Annotated in this window: 28 protein-coding genes; 8 read left to right on the top strand and 20 right to left on the bottom strand. The window is 27.4% G+C overall.

From position 1 onward, the window contains the following. The first annotated feature begins 19 nt into the window (after positions 1-19). Both CQA44_RS02080 and CQA44_RS02075 read left to right on the top strand, forming a co-directional pair. Positions 20-772: an ABC transporter ATP-binding protein gene (locus CQA44_RS02080; RefSeq protein ID WP_115545743.1), complete on the top strand. Its 753-nt coding sequence runs from the start codon at positions 20-22 to the stop codon at positions 770-772. Next, on the top strand, positions 741-1,547 hold the full coding sequence (locus CQA44_RS02075; RefSeq protein WP_115545622.1) for an ABC transporter substrate-binding protein: 807 nt from the start codon (positions 741-743) through the stop codon (positions 1,545-1,547). The genes CQA44_RS02080 and CQA44_RS02075 overlap by 32 nt, the downstream gene beginning before the upstream one ends. 39 nt (positions 1,548-1,586) lie before the next feature. Here CQA44_RS02075 and rpsI read toward each other — a convergent pair whose 3' ends face one another. The 4 genes from rpsI to argB form a co-directional block, all read right to left on the bottom strand. Beyond that, entirely contained in the window at positions 1,587-1,976 is a 390-nt protein-coding gene (gene rpsI / locus CQA44_RS02070; protein ID WP_115545621.1) for a 30S ribosomal protein S9, read from the bottom strand. Between the two features lie 6 nt (positions 1,977-1,982). Next, positions 1,983-2,414 carry a 50S ribosomal protein L13 gene (gene rplM, locus CQA44_RS02065; RefSeq protein ID WP_115545620.1) on the bottom strand — a complete coding sequence of 144 codons (432 nt, stop codon included), beginning with the start codon at positions 2,412-2,414 and terminating at the stop codon, positions 1,983-1,985. Between the two features lie 118 nt (positions 2,415-2,532). Then, a complete protein-coding gene (locus CQA44_RS02060) occupies positions 2,533-3,018 on the bottom strand; it encodes a hypothetical protein (protein ID WP_115545619.1) in 486 nt (161 codons plus the stop codon). Next, on the bottom strand, positions 3,018-3,887 hold the full coding sequence (gene argB, locus CQA44_RS02055) for an acetylglutamate kinase (RefSeq protein WP_115545618.1): 870 nt from the start codon (positions 3,885-3,887) through the stop codon (positions 3,018-3,020). The genes CQA44_RS02060 and argB overlap by 1 nt, the downstream gene beginning before the upstream one ends. 97 nt (positions 3,888-3,984) lie before the next feature. Here argB and CQA44_RS02050 point away from each other — a divergent pair, with 97 nt between their 5' ends. Then, complete coding sequence (locus CQA44_RS02050; RefSeq protein WP_115545617.1) at positions 3,985-4,926, top strand: D-2-hydroxyacid dehydrogenase; 942 nt, start codon at positions 3,985-3,987, stop codon at positions 4,924-4,926. Positions 4,927-5,241: 315 nt separating this feature from the next. Here CQA44_RS02050 and CQA44_RS02045 read toward each other — a convergent pair whose 3' ends face one another. Continuing rightward, positions 5,242-6,546, bottom strand: a complete 1,305-nt coding sequence (locus CQA44_RS02045; RefSeq protein WP_115545616.1) for a M99 family carboxypeptidase catalytic domain-containing protein — start codon at positions 6,544-6,546, stop codon at positions 5,242-5,244. A 118-nt stretch (positions 6,547-6,664) separates the two neighbouring features. Between CQA44_RS02045 and CQA44_RS02040 the strand changes: the two genes are divergently transcribed. Further along, positions 6,665-7,219, top strand: coding sequence for a flagellar FLiS export co-chaperone (locus CQA44_RS02040; protein ID WP_181881739.1), 555 nt, complete (start codon positions 6,665-6,667; stop codon positions 7,217-7,219). A gap of 6 nt (positions 7,220-7,225) precedes the next feature. Here CQA44_RS02040 and rpsR read toward each other — a convergent pair whose 3' ends face one another. The 6 genes from rpsR to CQA44_RS02010 all read right to left on the bottom strand — a co-directional run bounded on the left by rpsR (position 7,226) and on the right by CQA44_RS02010 (position 12,229). Then, a complete protein-coding gene (rpsR, locus tag CQA44_RS02035; RefSeq protein WP_115545614.1) occupies positions 7,226-7,486 on the bottom strand; it encodes a 30S ribosomal protein S18 in 261 nt (86 codons plus the stop codon). A 13-nt stretch (positions 7,487-7,499) separates the two neighbouring features. Further along, entirely contained in the window at positions 7,500-7,970 is a 471-nt protein-coding gene (locus CQA44_RS02030) for a single-stranded DNA-binding protein (protein ID WP_115545613.1), read from the bottom strand. Positions 7,971-7,973: 3 nt separating this feature from the next. Continuing rightward, complete coding sequence (rpsF, locus tag CQA44_RS02025) at positions 7,974-8,420, bottom strand: 30S ribosomal protein S6 (RefSeq protein WP_115545612.1); 447 nt, start codon at positions 8,418-8,420, stop codon at positions 7,974-7,976. A 67-nt stretch (positions 8,421-8,487) separates the two neighbouring features. Next, positions 8,488-9,492 (bottom strand): DNA polymerase III subunit delta, encoded by a 1,005-nt coding sequence (holA, locus tag CQA44_RS02020; protein WP_115545611.1) that lies wholly within the window; start codon positions 9,490-9,492, stop codon positions 8,488-8,490. Positions 9,493-9,499: 7 nt separating this feature from the next. Then, complete coding sequence (locus CQA44_RS02015; protein ID WP_115545610.1) at positions 9,500-11,419, bottom strand: ribonuclease R family protein; 1,920 nt, start codon at positions 11,417-11,419, stop codon at positions 9,500-9,502. 6 nt (positions 11,420-11,425) lie between these two features. Continuing rightward, positions 11,426-12,229 (bottom strand): HDOD domain-containing protein, encoded by an 804-nt coding sequence (locus CQA44_RS02010; RefSeq protein ID WP_115545609.1) that lies wholly within the window; start codon positions 12,227-12,229, stop codon positions 11,426-11,428. Between the two features lie 157 nt (positions 12,230-12,386). Here CQA44_RS02010 and ilvC point away from each other — a divergent pair, with 157 nt between their 5' ends. After that, positions 12,387-13,409 (top strand): ketol-acid reductoisomerase, encoded by a 1,023-nt coding sequence (ilvC, locus tag CQA44_RS02005; protein ID WP_115545608.1) that lies wholly within the window; start codon positions 12,387-12,389, stop codon positions 13,407-13,409. Beyond that, entirely contained in the window at positions 13,409-13,957 is a 549-nt protein-coding gene (locus tag CQA44_RS02000) for an alpha/beta hydrolase (protein WP_115545607.1), read from the top strand. Before ilvC ends, CQA44_RS02000 begins: the two co-directional genes overlap by 1 nt. Before the next feature lie 34 nt (positions 13,958-13,991). Here the strand turns inward: CQA44_RS02000 and CQA44_RS01995 are convergent, their stop codons facing one another. The 5 genes from CQA44_RS01995 to CQA44_RS01975 form a co-directional block, all read right to left on the bottom strand. Beyond that, positions 13,992-14,561, bottom strand: a complete 570-nt coding sequence (locus CQA44_RS01995) for a hypothetical protein (protein WP_115545606.1) — start codon at positions 14,559-14,561, stop codon at positions 13,992-13,994. Between the two features lie 27 nt (positions 14,562-14,588). After that, on the bottom strand, positions 14,589-14,936 hold the full coding sequence (locus CQA44_RS01990; protein WP_115545605.1) for a hypothetical protein: 348 nt from the start codon (positions 14,934-14,936) through the stop codon (positions 14,589-14,591). Positions 14,937-15,012: 76 nt separating this feature from the next. Further along, entirely contained in the window at positions 15,013-15,957 is a 945-nt protein-coding gene (locus tag CQA44_RS01985; RefSeq protein ID WP_147289742.1) for a hypothetical protein, read from the bottom strand. Beyond that, entirely contained in the window at positions 15,945-16,619 is a 675-nt protein-coding gene (gene pseF / locus CQA44_RS01980) for a pseudaminic acid cytidylyltransferase (protein WP_115545603.1), read from the bottom strand. The genes CQA44_RS01985 and pseF overlap by 13 nt, the downstream gene beginning before the upstream one ends. Before the next feature lie 22 nt (positions 16,620-16,641). Beyond that, a complete protein-coding gene (locus CQA44_RS01975; protein WP_115545602.1) occupies positions 16,642-17,334 on the bottom strand; it encodes a flagellar basal body L-ring protein FlgH in 693 nt (230 codons plus the stop codon). A gap of 78 nt (positions 17,335-17,412) precedes the next feature. Between CQA44_RS01975 and CQA44_RS01970 the strand changes: the two genes are divergently transcribed. Both CQA44_RS01970 and alr read left to right on the top strand, forming a co-directional pair. Next, positions 17,413-17,856, top strand: a complete 444-nt coding sequence (locus CQA44_RS01970; RefSeq protein WP_115545601.1) for a GatB/YqeY domain-containing protein — start codon at positions 17,413-17,415, stop codon at positions 17,854-17,856. 23 nt (positions 17,857-17,879) lie between these two features. After that, positions 17,880-19,016 (top strand): alanine racemase, encoded by a 1,137-nt coding sequence (alr, locus tag CQA44_RS01965; RefSeq protein WP_115545600.1) that lies wholly within the window; start codon positions 17,880-17,882, stop codon positions 19,014-19,016. Between the two features lie 67 nt (positions 19,017-19,083). Here the strand turns inward: alr and mqnE are convergent, their stop codons facing one another. From mqnE to CQA44_RS01945, 4 genes are all read right to left on the bottom strand, one after another. Further along, complete coding sequence (mqnE, locus tag CQA44_RS01960; RefSeq protein ID WP_115545599.1) at positions 19,084-20,130, bottom strand: aminofutalosine synthase MqnE; 1,047 nt, start codon at positions 20,128-20,130, stop codon at positions 19,084-19,086. A 140-nt stretch (positions 20,131-20,270) separates the two neighbouring features. After that, positions 20,271-21,290, bottom strand: a complete 1,020-nt coding sequence (gene moaA / locus CQA44_RS01955) for a GTP 3',8-cyclase MoaA (RefSeq protein WP_115545598.1) — start codon at positions 21,288-21,290, stop codon at positions 20,271-20,273. After that, a complete protein-coding gene (locus tag CQA44_RS01950) occupies positions 21,277-22,581 on the bottom strand; it encodes a 2-hydroxyacyl-CoA dehydratase (protein ID WP_115545597.1) in 1,305 nt (434 codons plus the stop codon). Before CQA44_RS01950 ends, moaA begins: the two co-directional genes overlap by 14 nt. After that, a complete protein-coding gene (locus tag CQA44_RS01945; RefSeq protein WP_115545596.1) occupies positions 22,578-25,577 on the bottom strand; it encodes an acyl-CoA dehydratase activase in 3,000 nt (999 codons plus the stop codon). The genes CQA44_RS01950 and CQA44_RS01945 overlap by 4 nt, the downstream gene beginning before the upstream one ends. Positions 25,578-25,603 lie beyond the last annotated feature (26 nt).

The following is a 25,603-nucleotide window of genomic DNA, read 5'->3' as shown; positions in this document are numbered from 1 at the left end:
TTTTGGCTACACAAATAATATGTTACTACAAAATATAAACCTAGTGGTAAAAAATGGTGACTTCTTTGGAATATTAGGAGCAAATGGTTGTGGCAAAAGCACTTTACTAAAAAATATACTAGGTTTTTTAAAGCCAAAAAGCGGGATTATTAAAATATTAGATAATAATATAGAAAATTATAGCATTAAAGATTTAGCAAAAATTATAGGTTTTGTTCCACAAAAGTCTGCCATTACTACCCCACTAAAAACTATTGATGTTTTGTTAATGGGAAAATATGCAATGCTAGAACAATATTTTATCTCATATAGCAAAGATGATTATGAGAATGTAGAAAATATTGCAGAAATGTTAAATATCTCAGAGTTTTTATATAGAAACATTTTAAGTCTTAGTGGAGGTGAATTTCAACGAGTTCTTTTAGCTCGTGCAATGCTAAAAAATCCAAAGATTCTTCTACTTGATGAACCTACTAGTGCTCTTGATTTAAACTATGCTATTGAATTACTTAGTATTTGTAAGGAAAAATTTAACAATATTTGCGTAGTGGTGGTATTGCACGATTTAAACCTTGCTAGCTTGTTTTGTAATAAAATAGTTTTTCTAAAAAAAGGTAAAAATCTTTATCAAGGAGGTGTTAAAGAGTTATTCACAAAAGATATTTTAAAAGATGTTTATGACCTAAATTGTGATGTTATAAAGCATAATAATCTACCATTTATATTACCAAGGAGAAAAAATGAAAAAGATAATATTATTAACATTATTTAGTGTTTTTGTATATGCAAAGAATTTAGTAGTGCTTGATAGTGCAAGTATTGAAATAATATATATGCTAAATGCTCAAAACCATATTAAAGGGATAGCAAAATTGCAACAATCAAGCATACACCCAAAAGAAGAGACAGAAAAATTACCAAGTGTAGGGAGCTTCTCAAATCCATCATTAGAAAAAATTATCTCTTTAAAACCAGATTTAGTAATCCTTAGTCAATACTCAATAGGGTTAAAAGAAAAGTTAGAAAATCTAGGAATAGAAACTTTATATCTAGAATCTAAAAGATTAGATGATATATATAGTAATATAACAACACTAGGAAAAATTTTAGACAAAAACAAGGAAGCAGAAGAACTAAAGAAAGATTTTAAAGCAAAGCTAGATGAGCTTTCAAAAGAGCCTATTAAAAGAAGTGCTATTTTTTTATTTTCAAGCTCGCCACTTATGGCATTTTCAAATAATTCACTAATCGCTGATATTTTAAAGATAATTGGCGTTAAAAATCTTTCTCCTGATAGTGATATTAAAAGACCAATTATTACTAGTGAATATATTTTAAAAGCAAATCCAGAGATATTATTACTAGGTATTGAAGCAAATAATATAGAAAATTTACTAAGCTATAATCCAATACTAAAAAATATCACTGCTACAAAAAATAATAATATATTGATTTATAAAAATACTCTTCCTTTAATGCGACTAAGTCCTAATATTATTGATTCAATAAAAGATTTAAAAAGCTTTATTAAATCAAATGTTAAGTAAGAATAGCAGGAGATTCTTATAAAAGAAATTTTATAAGAATTATCTTTTAGAAAATTGAGGGCTTCTTCTGGCTTTTCTTTTCCCATATTTTTTACGCTCAACAACTCTAGAATCTCTAGTCAATAAACCATTTGGCTTTAAAATACCCCTAAATGATATATCATACAAACTTAATGCTTTTGAAATTCCATGTCTTAATGCTTCAGCTTGTGCATTATATCCACCGCCAAATGTAATAGCAACAATATCTATGGATTTTTCTTGCTTTGTTAATACTAGCGGTTGTATAACTTTCATTTTAATAGCCTCATGCCCACCTAACCAATCATCTAAACTCTTGTCATTAATTAGTAATTTGCCCTTTCCGCTTTTAATCCAAACTTTTGCTACTGCGCTTTTTCTTTTTCCTGTTGCATAAACTTTTGTCATATTTTATTAGTCCTTTTTGCTTTTATTGATTTGTGCGGTATGTGGATGTTCTTCTCCATTATAAATTTTTAACTTCCTAATCATTGCTTTTCCTAGTTTTGTTTTAGGTAACATTCCCCTAACTGCTAATCTAAATAATTTCTCTGGGCTTTTTTCTAACATCTCTGCTAAAGTTTTTGACTTTGTGCTTCCAAAATAACCAGAATGAGTAAAATATTCTTTAGAATCTAGTTTTAATCCACTAAATTTAACTTTATTTGCATTAATTATTACAACAAAATCACCACAATCAACATGAGGTGTATAACTTGGCTTATGCTTGCCTCTAAGATAAATAGCCACTTTGGTAATAAGTCTCCCAAAAACCTCATCTTTTGCATCTAGCACAATCCACTCGCGATTTATATTAGTATTTTTAGCCATCGTAGTTAGATTCATAATACGCCTTTATAATTTAAAAATTAAAAATGAGATTTTAATTAAGTAATCTTATATAAACCTTAATTTAAGTAATTATTAATAAATCTATAATATTAACTTAAGGCATTTATAATCTTTATAAATAATGTTGTTCTTGGAAGCTAAGAATATTTTTTGTATTATCATCTATGCTATATGATTCATCATATTGCTTTTTAATAATTTCTCTTAAAATACTTTTTTGCTCTTCATCGCTTAAGATTCTATCAACAATACTATAAAGTTGAATATTTTGACATAAAATATCAAAAGATTTTTGCCTATCTTGAATAAATAAATTATTATCTTTTTTATAATCAAAAAGGCGTAAAATCACTCTATCATATACTTTTAGAGCTAGATTTTTAGGTTCTATTGTATCTATTAAAAACATTTTTGTATTATCTACCGCCTTATATTTATCAGATAAATTCATATTTATTAATACAGGAAGTAAAATAAAAAGCCTATCAATCCTAGAACCAAGAGCTCTTGTCTGTAATTTAATGAAGATTCTATCAATGAAGCTATATTTATATAAATCTATTATATTTAAGTGATTAAAATTAAATTTAGCTTCCATTATGATTTGCTTTGTTGCTCATTAATTATTTGCGTTCCAATACCATTTGATGTAAATAACTCTAATAAAATAGAATGCGGGATTCTACCATCTATTATATGCACTTTTTTTACACCATTTTCAATACAAGATATGCAAGCATCAATCTTTGGTATCATTCCTCCTGTTATTACACTAGAATCTTTATATTTCTTAGCATTTTTTGGTGTAAGTGTAGCAATTAATTCACCTTTTTCATCTAGTATCCCTTTTGTATCAGTTAAAAATATAACTTTATTTGCATTAATTGCCTTTGCAATTTCACAAGCAACACTATCTGCATTTATATTAAATCCTGGGTGATTAATGTTATCACCAAAAGCAATTGGTGAGATTATTGGCACGAATCCATCATTTAATAATTTCATTAAAACATCTATATTCACTTTTGTAATCTCCCCAACATAGCCAAAAGCATCAAAGTCTTTTGGCTTTGCTTCAAACATAGAAGCATCTTTACCACTTATTCCAACTGCTTTTATTCCATAATGGCTAAAGAAAAATACCAACTCCCTATTTATATCACCACTTAAAACCATCTCAACAACTTTCATTGCCTCTTTTGATGTTACCCTTATACCATTTATAAATTTACTTTCTATGTTTAAAGTTTCTAGCATAGAGCTTATTTTTGAACCCCCACCGTGTATTATCACAGGCTTAATTCCTAACATATAAAGGAGTATTATATCTTTAGCAAAATTCTCTTTTAATTCTATATTTTGCTGTGCAGAACCACCATATTTAATAACAATAATGCTATCTCTAAACTTTTTAATATAAGGTATAGAATCTACTAATATATTAGCAATTTTAATTTTTCCTAACAATTTTTAACCCTAATTTAATATTATTTAAAATGTTGAATTAGTATTATATCTAATCATAGATAGCTGTGATATTGAAATTCTAATGAGGGAGATAATTATGAATATAGTAATGCTTGATGCACTTACACTTGGAGAAAGCAACCTAAAAGAAATAGAAAAACTTGGCAAATTAACAATATACCAAACAACAAGCAGAAAAGATATTATTAAGAGGGCAAAAGATGCTGAAGTAATCCTAATAAATAAAGTTATATTAGATGAAAAGATTCTAAATGCTCTACCAAATTTAAGACTTATTTGTATAACTGCAACAGGAATGAATAATATTGATTTAGAATGTGCAAAAAAATTAAATATTGAGGTTAAAAATGTAGCAAATTATAGCACTCAGGCGGTAGCTCAACATACATTTATGCTAGTTTTAAATATCATTGGTAGGTTAAATTATTATGATGAATATGTCAAAAAGGGTAAATGGGCTAAAAGCAAAATTTTTTGCCATTTAAATAGCAGTAATGAATTATATGAATTGCAAAATAAAACTTGGGGAATAATAGGCTTTGGAAATATTGGTAAAGAAGTAGCAAAAATTGCCAAAGCATTTGGAGTAAATATAGTGTATTATTCAACAAGTGGTAAAAACTCTAGTAAAGACTTTAAGCAAGAAACAAACTTATCTAGCCTATTTAAAAATAGTGATATTATATCAATCCACGCTCCACTAAATGAAAAAACAAGAAATCTAGTTACAAAAAAAGAGGTAAATTTGCTAAAAAAAGATGCTATTTTAATTAATGTAGGACGAGGTGGGATTGTTAATGAAAAAGACTTAGCAAAAGCAATTGTAAAAAAAGATTTTTATTTTGCTTGTGATGTGTTAGAAATAGAGCCAATGACAAAAAATCATCCTTTTTTAAATAAAAAACTTAAAAAAAAGATTTTAATAACACCACATATTGCTTGGGCTTACAAAGAAACTAGAGATAGGTTAATGAGAGGTGTAGAAGAAAATATAAGAAGCTTTATATCCAAGAAATAAGTTTAGATTCCTTTTTAAAAGAATCTAAGGATTTAGAGAAATATTTTATATTTATCTAACAAGCCTAAAACTATCATTTACAAAATATAATAAGACTAAAGTTTAAATTAGAGCATAAATAAGGTGTTTTGTTATTTCTTTAATTTATAATAAATATAAAGTATTGACTTTTTGAATACATTGTGTAATATATTTTCAAAACACTTGTAAATACTAAATTACTTTTAATTCTAAAAATAGCTTTATCGTTATTATTGTTATCTTTAAACTTTAGTTGAACAATCTTAATGGTTTAAAAAGCTTATTAAATCCTAACTAGCTTTGGAAATCAATGATTATCATTCCAGAAAATTTTTCAATATTGCCTTCTTTCTTATAAAATTCTACTCTAAATTTTGAGCTTGTTTTATCAATAGAAAATTTATCAATTAAATCATCTCTTTTTATAGTTATCCCTGCTTCAGTGTCACTATTACCAAGCTTGTTAGAAGAATAACCTATGATATTTACACGATATGGAAGCATATTTACACTAAAACTATCTTTTACTTTTATTATTGTTCCTATTGGAATCTCCACTTCATTATCATCGACTACCAAAGAGACATTTTTTAAACTATCATCAAAATCTATAAAAAATGGCTTTAGATATACGATATTTTTATTGCCATTTTTGATTCTAAAATTATTACCATCTTCAAAAAGCCATATAATAGGGGTGTTTGAGTAGAATCTTAAATTATCTTTTTGAATTGGAAAATAATTTAAACTATTTTTTATATTATATAAAGGAAGCTCTATAATATCGTTAATAACAATATTCATATTTTTATCGTTAATTAAGTTTTTAATATTACTTGTATTTAACTCAAAATCTTTCTTAAACTCAATATTCATAATCTTAAACATACCTTCTATTGCAAGTAGATGATAATATACTCTCTGTTCTAATGGGAGGCTTTTTGAAGCTTCATTTGCAAATGCCATTTTTTTATTAATAGTAGCAAAGTATGTAAGACTCTTACTTTGTTCTATATCACCTTGTGCTGTATTTGTATTACGGACATGATAACGATGTAGATTGTCTAATAAATTATTGTTTATATGGTTTACAATTTCATTTATATTGATATTTAAATCATCATATTCAAATAATGTGTTTTGATCAATTATGGAGCAATTACCCCATCTACTTTGATTTAATAGGTTATTAATATATCTATCACGATAAAATCCACTTCCATCATGAAGGTGTAAAACTCTAACAACATCATCATCTAATATTATTTTTTTAATATCTTGGATAATTTTATATTCTGGGTCATTTATAGATAATTCAGCAAATTTCCTATTCATATCTCCATAAATTCCACGATTATTTTTTAAAATACTATATTGATTTAAATTTGGGACAACCCAAACATTACCATTTAAGATTTTATAGTGTTTTATTAGAATTGATGTTGCATTAAATGCACCGGGCTCATCACCTTGAATCCCAGAGAGTATTAATAAAGCAGGTCTATTTGTAGGGGTAACAGAATCTAACTTATATAAGCTAAAATCTATAGGTTTAGAATGAAGTATTACAAAAATAATTAAAAATAATAACTTTCTCAAAAATCACCGCCATATTGATTAAAAATTAGAAAAATTATATCAAATTATCTCTAAATATTATATGGAATAAAATTTGCTTTATTTTGAAAAATACTGCTCAATAATCAAGGAGAAAATGGTGCAAAAAAATATACTAGCTACCTTAAAAAAACATATTGATAGTGGCATAATAGAAGCTACACCAAAAAAAGTAACAAAAATACAAATTCACAACTTTGGAGAAAATATGAAAGGAATAAATGAATTCATCGGTGCAACCCAAATTTTAAGTATAAATTTGTCAAAGATTAAAAATTTAAGTGAAAAAATTGAGTGGATTAATGAATTATTAAAGCAAGAAGAAAATAAAAATACTGCTTCTATGTTAAAAACACAAAAAAACGCACATTTAGCAAATATAAAATTTGTAATTGATGGTGCTGTGTTTATGGGTGTAAAGCTATTTGATACAAAACTATCTTGCATAGTAAATAAAATGATATTTAATTTAAATATAGAAAATCCACTAAACTACATAGATAATAATATGTTTGAATATTGTAATGAAAAATTAGACGAAATAAACTTAATAATGGAAAAGATTAATAGTAGATTAAATGATGTAGATAAAGATTCCAATTCTATTGGTTACAATGAAAGTTTTAAAGAAAATCCTTTTATAAAGCTACTTTAAGGTAAATTAATTTACCTTAAATGGATTATCAACAACCTTTTTAGTATCAACTATATATGGTATTAATGCCATATGTCTAGCTCTTTTTATAGCTACTTCAACTCTCTCTTGCCATTTTTTTGTATTACCAGTTAAGCGACGAGGCATAATTTTATATCTTTCTGATAAAGAATATTTAAGCATATCGATATCCTTATAATCAATAAATTCTATTTTTGCTTCTGTATATTTGCAATACCTTTTTGAATATTTTTTTCTTTCGTTCATTTTTATTTCTCCTTTAGAATGGTATTTCATCATCTATATTAATTTCTGGTATATTTTTTTGTTGATTTTGACTAGAATTATATTCACTATTATTAACATTATAATTATCTTCATAGCTACTTGTATAATTACTATTATTGGAATGATTATTATCAATTCCTGTTCTACCTAACATCTGCATAGATTCTGCTGTAATTGTATGTTTACTTTTTTTAGCACCACTTGTATCATTCCAAGTTTCTAAAGTAAGCCTTCCTTCAATTAAAACTTGTGAGCCTTTTTTGAGGTATTGGTTAGCAACTTCAGCAGTCCTGCCAAATAATTTTACATCAACAAAGCAAACTTCCTCTCCTTGACTTCCATCTTGCTTTTTAAACCTTCTATTACTAGCAAGTCCAATGGTAGCAACAGCACTTCCACTAGGAAGGTATCTTAACTCTACATCTCTAGTAAGATTTCCTATCATTATTATTTTATTAAACATTTATTATTCTTTAATTTCTATATTTTGTGTGTCTTCTGTTTCTTGTCTTATTGAAATATTATCATTATTTTCTTTATCTATTATAGCCTTTTTCTTATGAGGAACAGGCGGAATCTTTCCATTTGACTTATCTACTAATGTTTGCCAAGTCTTTTGTTCTGTCTTATTTTTATAGTTAATTATTATAAATCTAATAACATCTTCACTAATTCTATAATTTCTCTCAAGTTCAGTTATTAAATTTGGCTCTGATTTGAAATAGATTACATAATAATAACCTCGCTTATTTTTCTTAATTTCATAAGCAAGATTCCTCATACCCATATTAATACAACCCTCAATAGTAGCATTATTATTTATCAAAATATTTTTAATAAACTCTATTTTTGCATCTATTTCTTCTTGTGTAAGAGTTGGTTTTAAAATAAACATTGTCTCATAAAATCGCATATTTTCTCCTCTTGGTTTCTGCCTTAAATTTACTAACTTAAAGCAAGGAATTTAAAAAGTTTTAATTCTACTTAATTATTGCTTGCAGTTTTATTAAATTAGCAAAAGAATTTTTTTCTTTTCCATTAATAATATTTGAACGCCATTCATTTAAAATCCAAAAAATACCTAAATATTGTGCCTCTCTTAATTTCATAGCATATCTAGTATATTTTTCTTCAGCCTGCTTTGGCAAAGAATGTCCTAAAATTTCATTTGAATTCACATTTCCATTTTGTTTAATATAAGCAAAAAATAAAAATAGTCTATAAAAATACCCCTGTAAAGAACGAATAAAATCAATATCTTGAACTCCCTCTTCTTCAATCTTTGCAATAATTTTAAGATAATCTCCTTTATCAAGTAATGCTTCGCAAAACTCTTCAATACTATTTGTATATAACCCATAAGATAATTGATTGATAATTTCTTTAGTGATTTCCTCACTAATAACTACAAATTTATTTAACTCATTTACACAAAGACTTAAGTCTTTATTTTGAATCTCATAAAGATAATTTAACGCAACATCACTAATCTTTAACTTTAATGACATTGCACAATGTTTTAATAAATCTAGTGCTTCTTTTTGGGTTGGGTTAAAAAACCTAACAGAAACAAATTTTTGAGTATTAAACAAAGAGCTGATAGCCTTTGAAGCTCTAATATAATCTATTGAATCTTCATTATAAAATTCTATTATTAAATAACTTGTTTGATTATTTTTAAGAATCTCTAAAAAACTAAAAATTTCAGTATCTTTTGGCTTTTTTTTATAATCCTTTATCTTATAAAGCTTGATTATAATTAAGCTAATTGAAGAAAATAATGATTGCTGTGAGAGTAAATCTCGTATCATAGGAGGATTATATTCTTCAAAATAAAAACTAAAAATATCAATTTGATTGTCTTTTTTAATTAAATCTCTTATTTTATTTGAATAAAAATTAATCAAAAAATCACATTCTCCATATAAAAATGTAGCTTGCGGAATCTGTGTTTGTAATAAAATATCAAAATCTTTTTTATACATTTATCTTCTATATTATCCTTGCTTGTATTTTTAAACTTTCTATATCACTAGATATAATTTCTGCTCTTAAGATTGTAAATTTATCATAACTTTTGTCTAAAAAGATTCTAGCATTATGTGGGATAGTCTTTGCTATGCAAGGAATATTATTATCTACTACTATACATTTTACTATATCACCTTTATTAAAGTATCTTGCAAATTTTCTATCTATAAAATCAAGTTCTATTTTTGATACCTCTTTTTCTAAGAAATTGATTTTAGAACAAATCACTTCAATATTTGATTGTAAAAATGCTAGATTTTTATAGTCTTTTGCAATGATTGATTTTAAAATTCTATGAACAATAATATCTCCATACCTTCTAATTGGTGATGTAAAATGAGAGTATCTATCAAAACCAAGTGCAAAATGCTCTGAAACTTTAGATGAATACATTGCCTTTGGCATATATGAAATAATTGTTCTATCAGCTTTACTAACTAAAATATTGCTATCTTTATTTTTTTTATAAAAACTTTTAATGCTTTTTTGGATATTTAAAATATTTTTATATAAGTCTTTAGCTTTTTTTAATGCTAAAAAGCTAAATTCATTAAAAAGTAAATTCATATTTTTAGGACTAATTTTATTGTGTATTCTAAAAATTCCAACATTATTATCACTCATCAAAATTGCACTTTGTTTATTTGCTAAAAGCATACATTCCTCTACTAAATGATTAGAATCTAGCTCATGTTCCAATTTTATATCATTTATTAAAAAGCTAGAATCTAAGCTTATTTTTACATCATTACTACTAAATTCAAAAGAATTATTTAATCTTTTTTTTCTTAATCTTGAAGTAAGAGAAAAAAGATTAAATAACATACTATCTTGCTTTAACATTTCATTTGCTCTTTTATAGCTTAAATTATTTTCTACCTTTATAATTCCTTCAAACAACTTTACATCTGATACTAGTAGAGTTTTTTTATTAATTTTTAATTGAAAAATAAATGCAAGTCTATTTTGTCCTTTTTTAAGAGAGCACATATTATTACTTAAAATTGGCGGTAGCATAGGAATTGCAGTATGTGGAAAATAAATGCTAAATCCTCTATTATAAGCCTCATTATCAAGCAAACTATTTGGGGTAACATAATAACTCACATCAGCAATTGCAATATATAAATTACTACCATCATAAAACAAAGCATCATCAAAATCTTTTGCATCATCTGGGTCTATTGTTACAAATGGAAGGTTAGTTAAATCAACTCTATCTTTAAAATCACTAGTTTTAATCTCAAAATCAAAGCTATTTGCATACTCCAAAACTTCTTTAGAAAAATCTAGACTTTTATTATAGCTTTTTAGGGTTATTTCTAAATCATTCTTTGCCTCATAAATTAAACCAATAACATTTAAAATTTTATTATCACTAATTTCAAACATACAACCTAAGGGCAAGGTTCTAAGCGATTTTTGTGATACTTTTATAGGGAGTTTCTCTTGTGTTTTTAAATTAAATATTTTATATTCATTTTTATATACTTTTAGGATTCCAATACATTTATCTATATTTCTGTGCAATACTTCTATTATTTTAACTTTTGCTCTAGTATCTTTTCTTAAACTACCCTTCTTGCTAAGTTTTGCTAAAACAATATCATTAGGAAGAATCCTATCTATATTCCTACTTATTATTTTTGGGTCTTTTTTAATTGGATTTATGGTTTTTAAAAAAGCTACTACATCTCTATTACCAACTTTTATGGAAGAATAACTTTTTGATATATACCCAATAAAAAAATCTTTTTTTAATCTAAACTTTGATTGGTATTTTTCAATTGCCTCTAATTTATCTAATCTATCAAAAACTTCTCTTTTATTACTTGGAATCTTACTTATTCCATAGATTAATGATAATAAAAAATTCTCCACAAATAATTAATTGGTATTATCTACAATATAGTTATTGAAAGTATTTAAGTTTATATTAATATTGTTTTCTTTTATAAAAGTTAATGCGTTTATTATCTGCTCTTTTGTATATTGCTTATGTAAGTTAATGCACTTTAAAGCAAGTTTTAGTGGATTTGCAGTTTCTGAACCTTCTTTTGTATTGATAGCCCTTATTGTATCAATTAATATACTCTCAAAATTCCAATGTTCAAAAAGCATAACAGTTACATCTACGCTATTGATTCCAAAAAATTCACTCTCAATATCTAAAAACAAATCTGATTCTTTTATTTTATTCTTAAATTCTTGTAAATTTTCTAAACTTAAAGCTTCATTTGACAAAATAAGTATGCCTGAAGTCATCAAAAATGATGCAGGAAATATTACTTCTTTTAGCTTGGAATCTGCACTTTTATAAATCTCTATTAAGAATTTATTATATTCTCTACAAATATCTAAATATGAATTTATAGAAATTCCATAAGACTCAAAGCTAATTTTCATATTTTTTCGTATTACAGAAGACATTACAAAACCCTTAATAGTCCCCATGCCAAATAAAGAAACAGCTTGATGAATGCTTAATATTTCTCTTGTAAAACCATAGATTGGAGAATTTGAGATTCTAAGTATATCTATCACTATTCCTGGGTCTTTTTCTATAACTTTAACTAAATCTGATATGCTTGAATTTGGGTCTTGACAAATACTACAAACATCTCCTACTATGCTAGATAATGCAGGAAATGATGAAATATTTTTAATAACTGAATTATAAATATCTTGCATATTTAGTTTCCTTAAAAAATCAACCTTACAATTTAAAAAAGCAGGATATTAACATTAAGTTTTTTAAAACTCATTTAAAAAATTGCAATACTAAATAGCATTTTAAGTAAAATCAATTATAATTTACCTTTTTTAAATCAAAATTAAAGGTAAAAAAATGGCTTTAAATGTGTATTATGACAAAGATTGCGATTTAAATCTAATTAAGAGTAAAAAGGTGGCAATTATTGGGTTTGGCTCTCAAGGGCACGCACACGCTGAAAATCTTAGAGATTCTGGAGTAAATGTAGTAATAGGATTGCATTCTAATTCAAAATCTAAAGAAAAAGCACAGGCTAAAGATTTTAAAGTTTTAAGTGTAGCAGAAGCTACAAAAGAAAGTGATGTAATTATGATTTTAATTCCTGATGAATTACAATCTGAAGTGTTTGATAGTGAGATTCTGCCAAATCTTTCTCCTAGCAAGACTATTGCTTTTGGACATGGCTTTAATGTTCATTTTGGACAAATAAATGCTCCTAAAGATATAAATGTAATTATGATAGCTCCAAAAGCACCTGGACACACAGTTAGAAGTGAATTTGTAAGAGGTGGTGGAATTCCAGATTTAATAGCAGTAGCAAATGATTATGATGGAAACTCAAAAGCCTTAGCTATGAGTTATGCCTGTGCAATAGGTGGTGGAAAAACAGGCATTATTGAAACAACATTTAAAGATGAGACAGAAACTGACCTCTTTGGCGAGCAAGCAGTGCTATGTGGCGGTATAACAAGCTTAGTAAAGGCAGGATTTGAAACATTAATAGAGGCTGGATACCCCGAAGAAATGGCTTATTTTGAATGCTTACACGAATTAAAACTAATTGTTGATTTAATATATCAAGGTGGATTAGCAGATATGAGATATTCTATATCAAACACTGCAGAATATGGTGATATGGTAAGCGGACCTAGAGTTATTAACGATTCATCTAAAAAAGCAATGAAAGAGATTTTAAAGGATATACAAGAAGGTAGATTTGCAAAAGACTTTATTTTAGAAAAAAAGGCAAATTATGCAAGAATGAATGCCGAGAGAAAAAATCTAGCAAATCATAAAATAGAACAAGTAGGAAATAGGCTTAGAGGAATGATGCCTTGGATTAATGAAAGCAAACTAATAGATAAAGATAAAAATTAATGCGTAGAATCTATTTAATACACGGCTTTGAGTCATCACCAAATAAGCATTGGTTTAAATGGCTGAAAAATACTGCCTTAAATGATAATATTGAAGTTACAATCCTAGAGATGCCAAATTCATCAAACCCAAAGCTATCTAGTTGGATAGAAAAGATGCAAAATGATATTAAATCATTGGACAGTGAAGTCTATTTAATAGGGCATAGCTTAGGTGGTATTAGCATTTTAAGGTTTATAGAAACTATAAGTGTAGATTCTAACATTGGGGGCTTTATACTCGTATCTGGCTTTTGCGAACCATTGCCTGAACTTCCTATTTTAGATGAATTTACAAAAGAAAAACTCAATGTAGATAAAATTAAAAAAATAGCTAAAAATCGTGTTATTATTGCTGCAAAGGATGATTATATAGTGCCATATTACATGAGTGAAAATCTTGCAAAAAAAATTGATGCAAAATTTATTCTTTTAGAAAAAGGTGGGCATTTTATGCAAGAAGATGGGGTGTTAGAACTTCCTATTCTTTATAATTTAATTAAAAATTAATATTATTCTCCTCTTTTAAAAAGGGAGAATACATTTATTGTCGCATTCCAAAAGTAATAGCATATACTTCATTTCTTAAATCAAACATAGCATCTTTTGGAGGTAAAATTCCACTAGGCAAGATAGAAGGAAAATAAACATCTTGATTACAATCCTTACCATCATATTTATTTACAACCAATGTTCCAAATAAGGCTTCTTTATGTTTTCCAAGCCATCTAGCATTAATATTATCTATTTCGTCATTTTTATTAGGGAATACAAGATACATTTCATATTTTACTGGAGCATTCTTTAGACTATTTTTAAAATTATCTTCTAAAAAATCATTGCCTAACTTATCTAATTCTTCATTACTTAGAGAACTCTCGCCTGCAATAGGAACAAACTTCCATCTAGCAAATATTTCTTTATTATCTTTAGTTTTAAAGATAAAAGCATGGACGCTATGAAATGTCGTATTAGCAAAATTTGAAGTAATAGGCAAAGTTTTAATATAAGTATCATAGTTTTTTAAAGAAGGGTTAGCCTCAATAGTCTCTTTAATCTTTTTTATATTAGGCTTTCCATCTTCTGGAATTCTTGCAGTAAGATGTCTTTTCATATCCTCAGGTGTTCTTGCAAAATTTATCTATGCATTACTCATTACCAATACCCAAGGCTCTTTTCCATCCATTTTAATTGCAATTCCTCTGCTTTTATCCTTATCGCTAATTTTTGGATTCCCACCACCTAATGAATACCTAACAAGCGATGGAATAGAATCTTGTTCTAAAATAGGAATATTGTATTCTTTTAATAAAGCCTTATTTGGAATAAATTCACCTGAAGTGCAGAATCCTTTATTGTGATTAACTTTTCTATGAGAATCTTTTGGGTCTCCTCCAACTTTATAGAATAAATCTGCTATTTCTTGTGCAGTTATTTTGTTACTTTTATTATTATGGTTATCAGCAAAAATATTACTTGTAAAAACCAATTCTCCTAAAATTATAGTTGTTTAAGTTAAAAACCATTAATTCTCCAAATTTAAAATATTTGAAAAATTTGGAGAATTAACTATTATATTTATCAACTAAATATTGAATAAATTCTCCTATTTTCTCACCAATATTAATTTTTAAGAGCTTGTTATGTAACTTATTTCTATCTTTTAGTTTTTTTAGCGTTTTTAAAAGTGATTTAATTTGATAGGTATTATTTGCTACTCTAAGTCCAACCTTTTGCCATGCTCTTAGTTGGTAGCTTTGATTTGAAGCAATTTCTAAAGCTATTGTAGGAGTGCAAGTAGATTGTAACTCTACCATAGTTACACCTCCCCCACTTATGGCTAAATCACAATCTAACATAAGATTCTTTAACACTCTTGCAGAAATGTTTGAATGAATATTTGTATTAAAGCCATAGTTTAGTGGCTTATGTTTATTAGAAACTACTACATCAATGTCAGCATAAACTATTTCTTTTTCTATTATTTCTAAAACTTTTTGTGTGTTATTATTATAATCATTACCGCCAAGGGCTATTAAAACTCTAGTTATATCTTTATTTATTGTTTTAACCTCTCTTTGCAAGAACTCATTTCTAAGAAGACCGTATTCAATCCCACTAAAAATGGTATTTTCTACATCAATATAATACTTACTAGCATTCAAAGCACCATTAAAAATTATAGCTCCTCTAGGATATTTCATTCTACTAAAATCATCAAAGAATACACATACCTTTGCGTTATCTACAAGATATTTACAAAATTCAAAATTTGCATAATAAGAATCTATTATAACTAATGGTTTGTTCTTTAATATAGATTCTAATTTTTTAGCTTCACTTTCAGCTAACCAATTAAAATTAATGCAATTATCACTAATAAAGTCTCCACGATTATAAATTTCTACATTAAAATTTACCTTTTGCAAGAAATTTTTTAATGCTGTGCATCTACTTAAATGCCCCAAACCAAAATTATTTCCTGCTTCTGTCAAAATTATTGCTTGCATAATATTTTATACTTTATTTCTGCAATTTCCCAATCTTCTTGGGTATTAATATCTACTACATTTATTTGAGGTAGTATCACAACACTAGAATCTACACTAAAAATTGGCTTTTTATTTAAAAAACTGCTAGCATAGCCAAAATAAAATTGTCCTGCATCATAATAAAAAGTCTCTAAATCCTGCGAGCGATATGAAGTAAAATTTTCATTTAGTAAGCATAATTTTTCATTTTTAATATAAAAACTTCTAAGTGGATTTGAGTTAAATTCACAAGCACTAAAACAATAACTTCCCTCTTTTAATCTAAAATATGCTTCTTTTAAAAAATCTATTTTTAAAAGTGGTGAAGTTGGATAAATACAACAAACAATATCATTAGATTCTAGACCTAGATTGCTTACTTCATAGCTTATAACATCTAGTGTTGTGCTGTTATCATCACTTATGTTACTTGGACGAAGTGAGGGGACCTCAGCATTAAATTTTAATGAAACTTCTCTTATTTCAATACTATCTGTGCTAACTATTACTCTATCAAAAATATCTGATTGCAAGGCAGTTTCTATCGAATATGCTATTATTGGCTTTCCACAAAAATCTTTAATATTTTTATTTGGTATTCTCTTACTTCCACCTCTTGCTGGAATTACTGCAATATTCATATATACTTCTTTAATAATCTCTTTAATAAGGCCACGCTTGTTCTAGCTCTGCACTGCCCCATTTTTTATGTCTTTTGTTGCTTATATCGCCCTCACTTGTATAATTTAATTTTAATTCAGAAATAAATTTAGATTCTATTGTATTATCTGAAGTAATATCATATGGACGTATTACCCCACTTAAAAGTATCATTTTCTTTTCACCATCAACCATAATCTGCCTTGTGCCTTCAATATAATAATTGCCATTATTTAGCACTTTTATAACCCTAGCTGATAATTCAAACTCTACATTCTCATTCCTATTTTGAGAACCTCCACCATTAAAAGCCGTGTCGGAGTTAGCTAAATTAAGATTAAATGCTGTTCCATTTTGAAACTGCTCAACATTTTGTGCTATATCTTGATTTGTGCCATTATAATTTAATGCAGGAGCATTTAAAGTTCCCTCCTGTGTGCCATTATAGGTTTTTTGTGTGCTAAATGATGCAGAAGAACTTTCATTTACCTTAACCAATAAAATATCATTGACCCTCATAGCCCTTCTATCTGCAAACATAGGTCTCTCTCCTTGACCAAAAAGAGAACCTAGTTTGGGGAATTCTTCTATAAAATCCTTTTCTGGCAAATCCTCTACATATTTTGGGGGGCTAAAATCCATTACAGGATCTGCATAAAGAATAATAAAAGCAAATAGTGCTAGAAACTTTTTCATTTAAACTCGCTATAAAATTGATATAATTTAAATTTAAAATTAAAAGCAAAGTTTATTCCAAAAATAAGGAAACTTAAAATGACTATAAAAGAAAAATTAAATAATGATCTAAAAAATGCAATGAAAAATAATGATACTTTTACAAGAGATACAATTAGGCTGCTAAATTCTGCATTTAAACAAATAGAAGTTGATAAAAGAATAGAAATTAATGATGATGAGGCAATAAAAATTCTACTAAGTGCAAAAAAACAGAGATTAGATTCTATTGAAGCTTATAAAAAAGCTTTTAGAGAGGATTTAGTAAAAAAAGAAGAGCAAGAGCTAGAAATAATCTTACAATATCTACCAAGAGAACTTAGTGATAATGAATTAGAAGCAAAGCTAAAAGAAATAATACAATCACTAAATGTAAGTAGCATAAAAGACTTAGGAAAAGTTATGGGAGCATCTAAAGGCTTATACAGCGTAGCTTCTGGCAATAGAATTAGTGCAATGGCAAAAAAATTACTTGAAACCTAGAGAGACATTAAACAAGGCACTTTATGTCATATAACAAGCTAAAGAGATATTGTTGGGCAGAAATTAACATAGCAAATTTTACTAATAATCTACACATCATAAAAAATAAACTAAATAAAAACACAAAGATTCTATGTGTAGTAAAAGCAAATGGCTATGGACACGGAGCTATAAAGCTTGCAAAAGCCGCTCTAGATTTTGGAGTGTATCAACTAGGTGTTGCAACACTTGAAGAAGCAATGGAATTAAGAGAGAATTATAAAAATGCTAGAATTTTAATTCTAGGATACACACCACCAAATTTAGCAAAAGAAGTAATTAAAAATGATATTGAACTTTGTGTGTATCATAAAGAAGTTGCTATTGAGCTTTCAAAAGAAGCTAAAAAACAAAATAAAGTAGCAAATATACACATTAAACTTGATACAGGCATGGGAAGGATTGGCTATACATGGAATAAAAAAAATTTAGATGAAATTCTATATATAACAAAACTAGATTCTATTAATATAAAAGGTGTTTTTACACATTTTTCAAGTGCTGATGAATTAAATTGCCAATACACAAAAAAACAATATAAAATTTATAATAAATTTATAGAATTTTTAAATAATAATAGGGTTAATAATTTTATTAAGCATTGTTCAAATAGTGCTGGAATAATTACCTATCCAAATGCTATTGAAGATATGGCTAGAATTGGAATTATCGCCTATGGATTAAAACCTAGTTTAGACATTAATATAGAGGGATTAAAAGCAGTAATGAGTTTAAAGGCAAAAATTGTACATATAAAAACACTTCCAAAAAATTGTAGTATAAGTTATGGAAGAACTTATACTACAAACAAAAAAGCAAAAATTGCTACATTACCATTAGGCTATGCAGATGGATATATGAGGCTTTTATCAAATAAAGCTGAGGTTTTAGTAAAGTCAAAAAGAGCTAAAGTGGTAGGTAATATATGTATGGATCAATGCACTATTGATATTAGCAATATAGATAATGTAAAAATTGATGATGAGGTAACTTTATTTGGCTATGATAAATTTAACAATGAGTTAAGTGTAGATGAGTTAGCAAAACATGTTGGAAGTATTAACTATGAAATAATATGTGCTATTTCAAATAGAGTTCCTAGAATCTATATTGATAAGTAGTTTTATAAAAAATTATCAAAAAATCTATAAGATTTTTTAAATACCTATTTTTAAATAAACTGTTAAATTAATTAAAAAACTCTAATTCATTATACATACTATCGCGTAATACGGGGATAAAACCGGCATCTTTGATTTGTGATATTAAGTCATCCTTACTCATTCCTTTTTTACTATTTGCTCCAGCAGCACTTTGGATGTTTTCTTTTTCAATAGTGCCATCTATATCATTTGCACCAAATTCCTGTGCCACTATGGCTAGATTAATACCTAAAGTTGCCCAATAAGCTTTAATATTTGGTAAATTTGGTAGTAAGATTCTACTAATTGCAATAGTTTTTAATATCTCTATACCACTTGGAAAATCAGTAATATTTAAAAAATTATTATGTCTTTGATAAAGCAATGGAATAAATGCATTAAAACCTCCACTTTTATCCTGTAATTCTCTAATAAGCAATATATGCTCTATTCTATGTTCTCTTTTTTCTATATGTCCAAAAAGCATTGTTGCATTGCTCTTAAAACCCATAGAATGCCAAATTGAATGTATCTTTAACCAATTTACTGTATTAACCTTGCCCTTGCAAATCTTATTTCTTACTTCTTTATTAAATATTTCAGCACCTCCTCCGGGCATAGAATCTACACCAGAATCTTTCATATCACCTAGAATCTCTTCATAACTCTTATTAAATTTCCTATGTAAGAAATCCACCTCTGCTGCAGTCATTGCCTTAATATGGATATCCCTAAATTTTGATTTAATAGTTTTAAAAATATCAAAATACCACTCATAAGTATAGTTTGGATTATGAGCACTTACTATATGAATCTCTCTTGCACCACGATTATAACTACTATGAACATCACTTAATATTTCATCTTTCGTCATTTCATAAGGATTTGGATTCTTTCTATGTGCTGAAAAAGCACAAAATTTGCAGATATCGGCACAAATATTACTAGGGTTGATATGACGATTCATATTAAAATATACTTTTTTATTATGCAATTCTTGCCTTATATCATCTGCTAAACTACCTAATTCAAATAAATCATAATCATAAAGTTTTACTAGATTTGTTACGCTTAAGTTGGCTAAATCAATCATTGATACCTTCTTAAAATTTAATGTAAAAATTTGCGTATTCTAACATTTTAAGATAATTTTCGCCTTAGCTACATTGCATATAATCTTATCTTTATTGTAGAGATATAAAAAATAGTAATTACAAACTTCATAACACTAAATCAACCTCCTGTATGATAAAATGCCCTACTTGATTGTATATTTTCCTGCCATTTATTTTTCTCTGGCTTATTTTTAATAGAATCTAAAAGCCCATTAATCATTTCCTCTCTATCACCATTTCTTATTGCTTGACTTATATCTACTGCATCTTCAAAATACAAACAAGGGCAAATTATTCCATCGCTAGTCAATCTAATTCTATTGCAAGAAGTGCAAAAATCATCATTATGAGGAGCAATTATCCCAAAAGTAAATTTTTTAACATCTAAATTATTTGTGGCATTAGACAAAAGCCCTTCTTTAATAGAGTTTATTTCATATAATTTTGCAGGACCAAAATTTTCTTTTTGGAGCATTTTAAAATTATATTTTTGAGATATAATTTTTAAAATCTCTTCACCTCTAAGTCCTTGTATTTGAGAGCTTGCAAAGATATTATTCATATATTCAATATACCTTATTAAAAATCCATTTTGCAAAGCAAACTCAAGTAAAGAGATAATCTCATTATCATTAATGTTTTTTAAAGGCACCATATTTAATTTTATACCAAGCCCGACACTTTTTGCCTCTTTTATAGAATCTAGCACATTTTGCAAGGCATCTTTTTTAGAAATTATTATAATCTTTTTAGAATCTAGACTATCCAGCGAAACATTAATTCTCTTTAAACCTGCATCTTTTAATTCTTTTGCATATTTTTTTAATAAAAAAGCATTTGTAGTAAGTGAAACTTCAACATCATTTTTGTAATTATAGATACCTTTAATAAAGGTTGGCAAATCTTTTCTTAAAAGTGGTTCACCACCTGTTATGCGAATCTTTTTTACTCCAAAATCCATAGATATTTTTAAAAACTCTAACATTTTTGGAAGAGGTATTAAGTCTTCTTCTATTATTTCTGGTGTATTTGGCATACAATACTTGCATCTAAAATTACAATTCTTAGTTACACTAATCCTTATATAATCTATTTTTCTTCCAAAGCTATCAATTAAAGTATTATTAGATTTTTGCATTTGCCAACATTAGTTTTATTCTATTTTCCTGATTAACTTTTGTAGCACCAGGGTCATAATCAATTGATACTATATTGCTTTGTGGATTTTTTTCTTTAATGATTTTCATCATACCACGACCTACTATATGATTTGGCAAGCATCCAAAAGGCTGTGTGCAAATGATATTATTAACTCCACTATTGATTAACTCAAGCATTTCAGCAGTAAGCAACCAACCCTCTCCCATATTCATTCCCTCATTAACATAACCATTAATTAGTTTTTTAGTATAGCAAAATGAAGATGGAGCATTAAAGATTCCTTGTTTTTTGAATAAATTAATTATAATTTTTTGCTTTTTTGTAAAATTATAATACAGCATTTTATAAATTATTTTTTTAATAAAGCTTCCACCATAAAGCTTATTTTCAATTAAAGCATCATTTAAACAATACAAACAAAAATCTAAGAATGCAGGTATAACCACTTCACAATTCTCATTTAATAAAAAATCCTCTAAATTATTATTTCCAACAGGCGAATATTTAATGTAAATTTCACCCACAATACCAACCTTAATCTTTGGCTCATTTGATCTATAAATTTTAGCAAAGTCTTCTAGGATTAATTTGACATCTTTTTTTAGGGCATTAAAATTAACTAATGCTCTACTTTGATTATTATCAGAGATTCTATTAATCCACTTATCAATCAACTCATCAGTATCGCCATTATTTATCTCATAAGCTTTAGTTTGATTTGAAACACACATTAAAACATCGCTAACTATTATGGCATTTACAATCTTTCTTATCATAGGAAGTGTAATTTTAAAAGCTTGGTCTTCTTCAAATCCGCTAAAATTTAAAGATATAACAGGAACTTGTCCAAAACCACTATTTTTTAGTGCCTTTCTAAGCAAATAGATATAATTAGAAGCTCTACACCCACCGCCTGTTTGAGTGATAAGTAAAGCTACTTTAGATAAATCATATTTGGAACTCCTCAAAGCATCAATTAGCTGTCCTATTACAAGCAATGCAGGATAACAAGTATCATTATGAACATTTCTTAATCCCTCTTGTATAATTGTATTGCTATGATTATCTATCAATTCAGCCTTGTATCCATAGCTTTTTAAAATATTTACCATAAATCTAAAATGTATAGGAAGCATTGTTGGGACTAAAATTGTATGAGTTTGTTTCATATCTTGTGTAAATTTTATATATTCTTCTTCTTTTTTGTCACTCCAATTATTAATACTTAGAATCTCTTTTTTAGCTTCATTTTGAATTGCTTTTGTCATATTAACTCCACAATATTTAAATTGTTTTCATTAAATTCTTTTTCTTTATCCATCTTTTCTTTGTCTCTCATTGTTATAGCACTAAGAAGAGATCTTATTCTAATTTTCACGGCTCCAAGGTTATTTATCTCATCAATTTTAATTTGTGTATAAAATTTATTATTAGATTCTAAGATTCTTCTAACCTCATCAGTAGTAATAGAATCTATTCCACAGCCAAAACTAACAAGCTGAACTAGCTCTATATTATTATATTTACTTGCAAAATTAGCTGCACTATAAAGTCTAGAATGATAACTCCATTGATTTAATACATCTAACTTTCCTATATCACCAATTACACTATCTTCAGAAAGCACAACAACCCCTAAAGAATTTATTAATTTATCTATACCATGATTAATTTCTGGGTCTATATGATATGGACGACCACATAGAATAATACATTTAAGGTTATTTTCTAATGCAAAATCTAGTGCCTTTTTTCCTTGAGAAATAATATCTTTTATATACATCTCTCTTTTTTCAAATGCACTTAAGAGTGCTTTTTTGAAACTTTTTTTATCTGCATTGAATTCCTTTTTAAAGAAAGGATAGGCTTTCTTTAAAAAATCATTTTTTCTATGAATACCAAAATATGGATATAAGAATCTAATATTTTTTAGTTTATCAATATTTGCATTCAATAACTCTGGATAATATGCAACCACAGGGCAATTATAATTTGATGTGCTTTTTTCCTCATCATCAAAATTATAAGGTATGCAAGGATAAAATACAGTATCAACACCTTTTGATAGTAAATTTTCAATATGTCCGTGAAGTAACTTTGCAGGGTAACATACAGTATCACTTGGTATGCTATATTGCCCAATAGCATATGTCTTACGAGATGAAATATCAGATAAAATAACTTCATAACCCAAATTATCAAAAACCTCATACCAAAAAACGATATTCTCATACATATTCAATCCAAGAGGAATCCCTACTTTACCTTTATAATGCTTAATAAAATTATCATGTTGCAGTTTAATATTTATATTTTTAATCTTATTTAATTTATACTCATACAAATTTGGCAAAAATAGCATATTTTTCTTAATACCAAGTGGCTTACCACATCTATTCCCAGATATAAATTTCCTGCCATCATCAAAGCGATTTATTGTAAGCTGACATTTATTACCACAAATGCTACATACGCTAGGGGAAGATATATGTTTAAAAGAGATTAATTCATCTTTACTAATAAGGGTAGAATCTTTACATTCTCTAGCAAAAAGTGCTGAGCCATAAGCACCCATAAGACCCGAAATTTTTGGACGAATTACATTTCTATTCAATTCTTTCTCAAAACTCCTAAGTATTGCATTATTTAAGAATGTTCCCCCTTGAACTACAATATTTTTCCCTAAATCATCAGCGTCTTTTGCACGAATAACCTTATAAATTGCATTTTTTACTACACTTATAGAAAGTCCTGCACTAATATCTTTAATATCAGCACCCTCTTTTTGTGCCTCTTTTACAGAGCTATTCATAAATACTGTGCATCTACTGCCGAGTTCTACAGGGCGAGCAGCCTCCAAACCCATTTTAGAAAAACTCTCCACATCATAACCCATAGATTTTGCAAAAGTTTCAATAAAACTTCCACACCCAGATGAACAAGCCTCATTTAACATTATGCTATCAATAGAGTTATTTTTAATATAAAAACACTTCATATCCTGTCCGCCAATATCAATTATAAAATCAACATTTGGGTTAAAAAATCTCGCTGCATTTAAATGTGCCATTGTTTCAACTAGACCAATATCAATTTTAAAAGCACTTTTTATTAATTCCTCACCATATCCTGTAACGCAACTTCCTTTAATATTAATCCTACTTCCAATTAAGTTATAAATATTTTTTAGCTCATCTAAAAGAACATTTACAGGATTACCTTGATTACTACCATAATACGTATATAAAATCTCACCATCTTTGTTAATTAAAACCAATTTTGTAGTTGTGCTACCACAATCGATACCAAGATACGCATCACCACTATATGATTTTATATCAATCTCTTTTGTATATGCGTTATTATGGCGATTTAAAAAAGATTCTAAATCTTGCTTTGAGCTAAAAAGCGGTTCTAAATATCTATTACTACTTTTTGTATTTTTAGCATTTTCAAATAGATTTATAATCTCATCACAAGAATAGTCAGTATTTAAACTGCTAGCATAAATTGCCACTCCTAGTGCTACTGCATATTGAGCAAAATCCGGAAATATAGCATTTTCATCACTTAATTTTAAACTTTCCTTAAATCTTTGCTGCAATCCTTTATAATAAAACAAAGGTCCTCCTAAAAAAACAACCTTTCCTTCTATCTTTCTACCCTGTGCAAGACCTGAAATAGTTTGCTCAACTACTGCTTGAAAAATTGAAGCAGAAATATCTTCTTTTTTAATACCCTGATTTAGCAGTGGTTGGACATCAGTCTTTGCAAAGACTCCACAACGAGAGGCTATTGGATAAATCTTTGTATAATTTAGAGATAGTCTATCAAATTCATTTGGAGTTATATTTAATAATGTAATCATTTGATCGATAAACGAACCAGTCCCACCAGCACAAGAACCATTCATTCTCTCTTCTAATCCATTGCTTAAGAATATAATTTTTGCATCTTCTCCACCTAGTTCAATTACAGCATCACTATTTGGCTCTAATTTCTTAATAGCCTCCGCAGTAGCAAAAACCTCTTGTATAAAATCAATATTTGTTATTTTTGAGATTCTAAAACCTGCACTACCTGATATAGCAATACTAAAGCGTTGATTTTTTATCTCTTCTTTTAGCTCTTTTAATATTTCAATAATTTTTTCTCTAACCTTTGAGAAATGCCTATCATATTTTTGAAAAAGTATTTCATTATCTCTTAAGAGAATAACTTTAGCTGTTGTAGAACCCAAATCAACACCCAAGCTTATTCCCATAAAAATCCTTTTTCATACTTTAACAA

This window comes from Helicobacter sp. MIT 14-3879 (assembly GCF_003364125.1).
This window is presented reverse-complemented; position numbering and strand designations above follow the sequence as displayed.

Coding starts and splice junctions, on each gene's coding strand:
- CQA44_RS02080 (WP_115545743.1), top strand. CDS start 20: ATGTTACTACAAAATATAAACCTAGTGGTAAAAAATGGTGACTTCTTT.
- CQA44_RS02075 (WP_115545622.1), top strand. CDS start 741: ATGAAAAAGATAATATTATTAACATTATTTAGTGTTTTTGTATATGCA.
- rpsI (WP_115545621.1), bottom strand. CDS start 1,976: ATGACAAAAGTTTATGCAACAGGAAAAAGAAAAAGCGCAGTAGCAAAA.
- rplM (WP_115545620.1), bottom strand. CDS start 2,414: ATGAATCTAACTACGATGGCTAAAAATACTAATATAAATCGCGAGTGG.
- CQA44_RS02060 (WP_115545619.1), bottom strand. CDS start 3,018: ATGGAAGCTAAATTTAATTTTAATCACTTAAATATAATAGATTTATAT.
- CQA44_RS02050 (WP_115545617.1), top strand. CDS start 3,985: ATGAATATAGTAATGCTTGATGCACTTACACTTGGAGAAAGCAACCTA.
- rpsR (WP_115545614.1), bottom strand. CDS start 7,486: ATGAACGAAAGAAAAAAATATTCAAAAAGGTATTGCAAATATACAGAA.
- CQA44_RS02030 (WP_115545613.1), bottom strand. CDS start 7,970: ATGTTTAATAAAATAATAATGATAGGAAATCTTACTAGAGATGTAGAG.
- rpsF (WP_115545612.1), bottom strand. CDS start 8,420: ATGCGATTTTATGAGACAATGTTTATTTTAAAACCAACTCTTACACAA.
- holA (WP_115545611.1), bottom strand. CDS start 9,492: ATGTATAAAAAAGATTTTGATATTTTATTACAAACACAGATTCCGCAA.
- CQA44_RS02010 (WP_115545609.1), bottom strand. CDS start 12,229: ATGCAAGATATTTATAATTCAGTTATTAAAAATATTTCATCATTTCCT.
- ilvC (WP_115545608.1), top strand. CDS start 12,387: ATGGCTTTAAATGTGTATTATGACAAAGATTGCGATTTAAATCTAATT.
- CQA44_RS02000 (WP_115545607.1), top strand. CDS start 13,409: ATGCGTAGAATCTATTTAATACACGGCTTTGAGTCATCACCAAATAAG.
- CQA44_RS01995 (WP_115545606.1), bottom strand. CDS start 14,561: ATGAAAAGACATCTTACTGCAAGAATTCCAGAAGATGGAAAGCCTAAT.
- CQA44_RS01985 (WP_147289742.1), bottom strand. CDS start 15,957: ATGCAAGCAATAATTTTGACAGAAGCAGGAAATAATTTTGGTTTGGGG.
- pseF (WP_115545603.1), bottom strand. CDS start 16,619: ATGAATATTGCAGTAATTCCAGCAAGAGGTGGAAGTAAGAGAATACCA.
- CQA44_RS01975 (WP_115545602.1), bottom strand. CDS start 17,334: ATGAAAAAGTTTCTAGCACTATTTGCTTTTATTATTCTTTATGCAGAT.
- CQA44_RS01970 (WP_115545601.1), top strand. CDS start 17,413: ATGACTATAAAAGAAAAATTAAATAATGATCTAAAAAATGCAATGAAA.
- alr (WP_115545600.1), top strand. CDS start 17,880: ATGTCATATAACAAGCTAAAGAGATATTGTTGGGCAGAAATTAACATA.
- mqnE (WP_115545599.1), bottom strand. CDS start 20,130: ATGATTGATTTAGCCAACTTAAGCGTAACAAATCTAGTAAAACTTTAT.
- moaA (WP_115545598.1), bottom strand. CDS start 21,290: ATGCAAAAATCTAATAATACTTTAATTGATAGCTTTGGAAGAAAAATA.
- CQA44_RS01950 (WP_115545597.1), bottom strand. CDS start 22,581: ATGACAAAAGCAATTCAAAATGAAGCTAAAAAAGAGATTCTAAGTATT.
- CQA44_RS01945 (WP_115545596.1), bottom strand. CDS start 25,577: ATGGGAATAAGCTTGGGTGTTGATTTGGGTTCTACAACAGCTAAAGTT.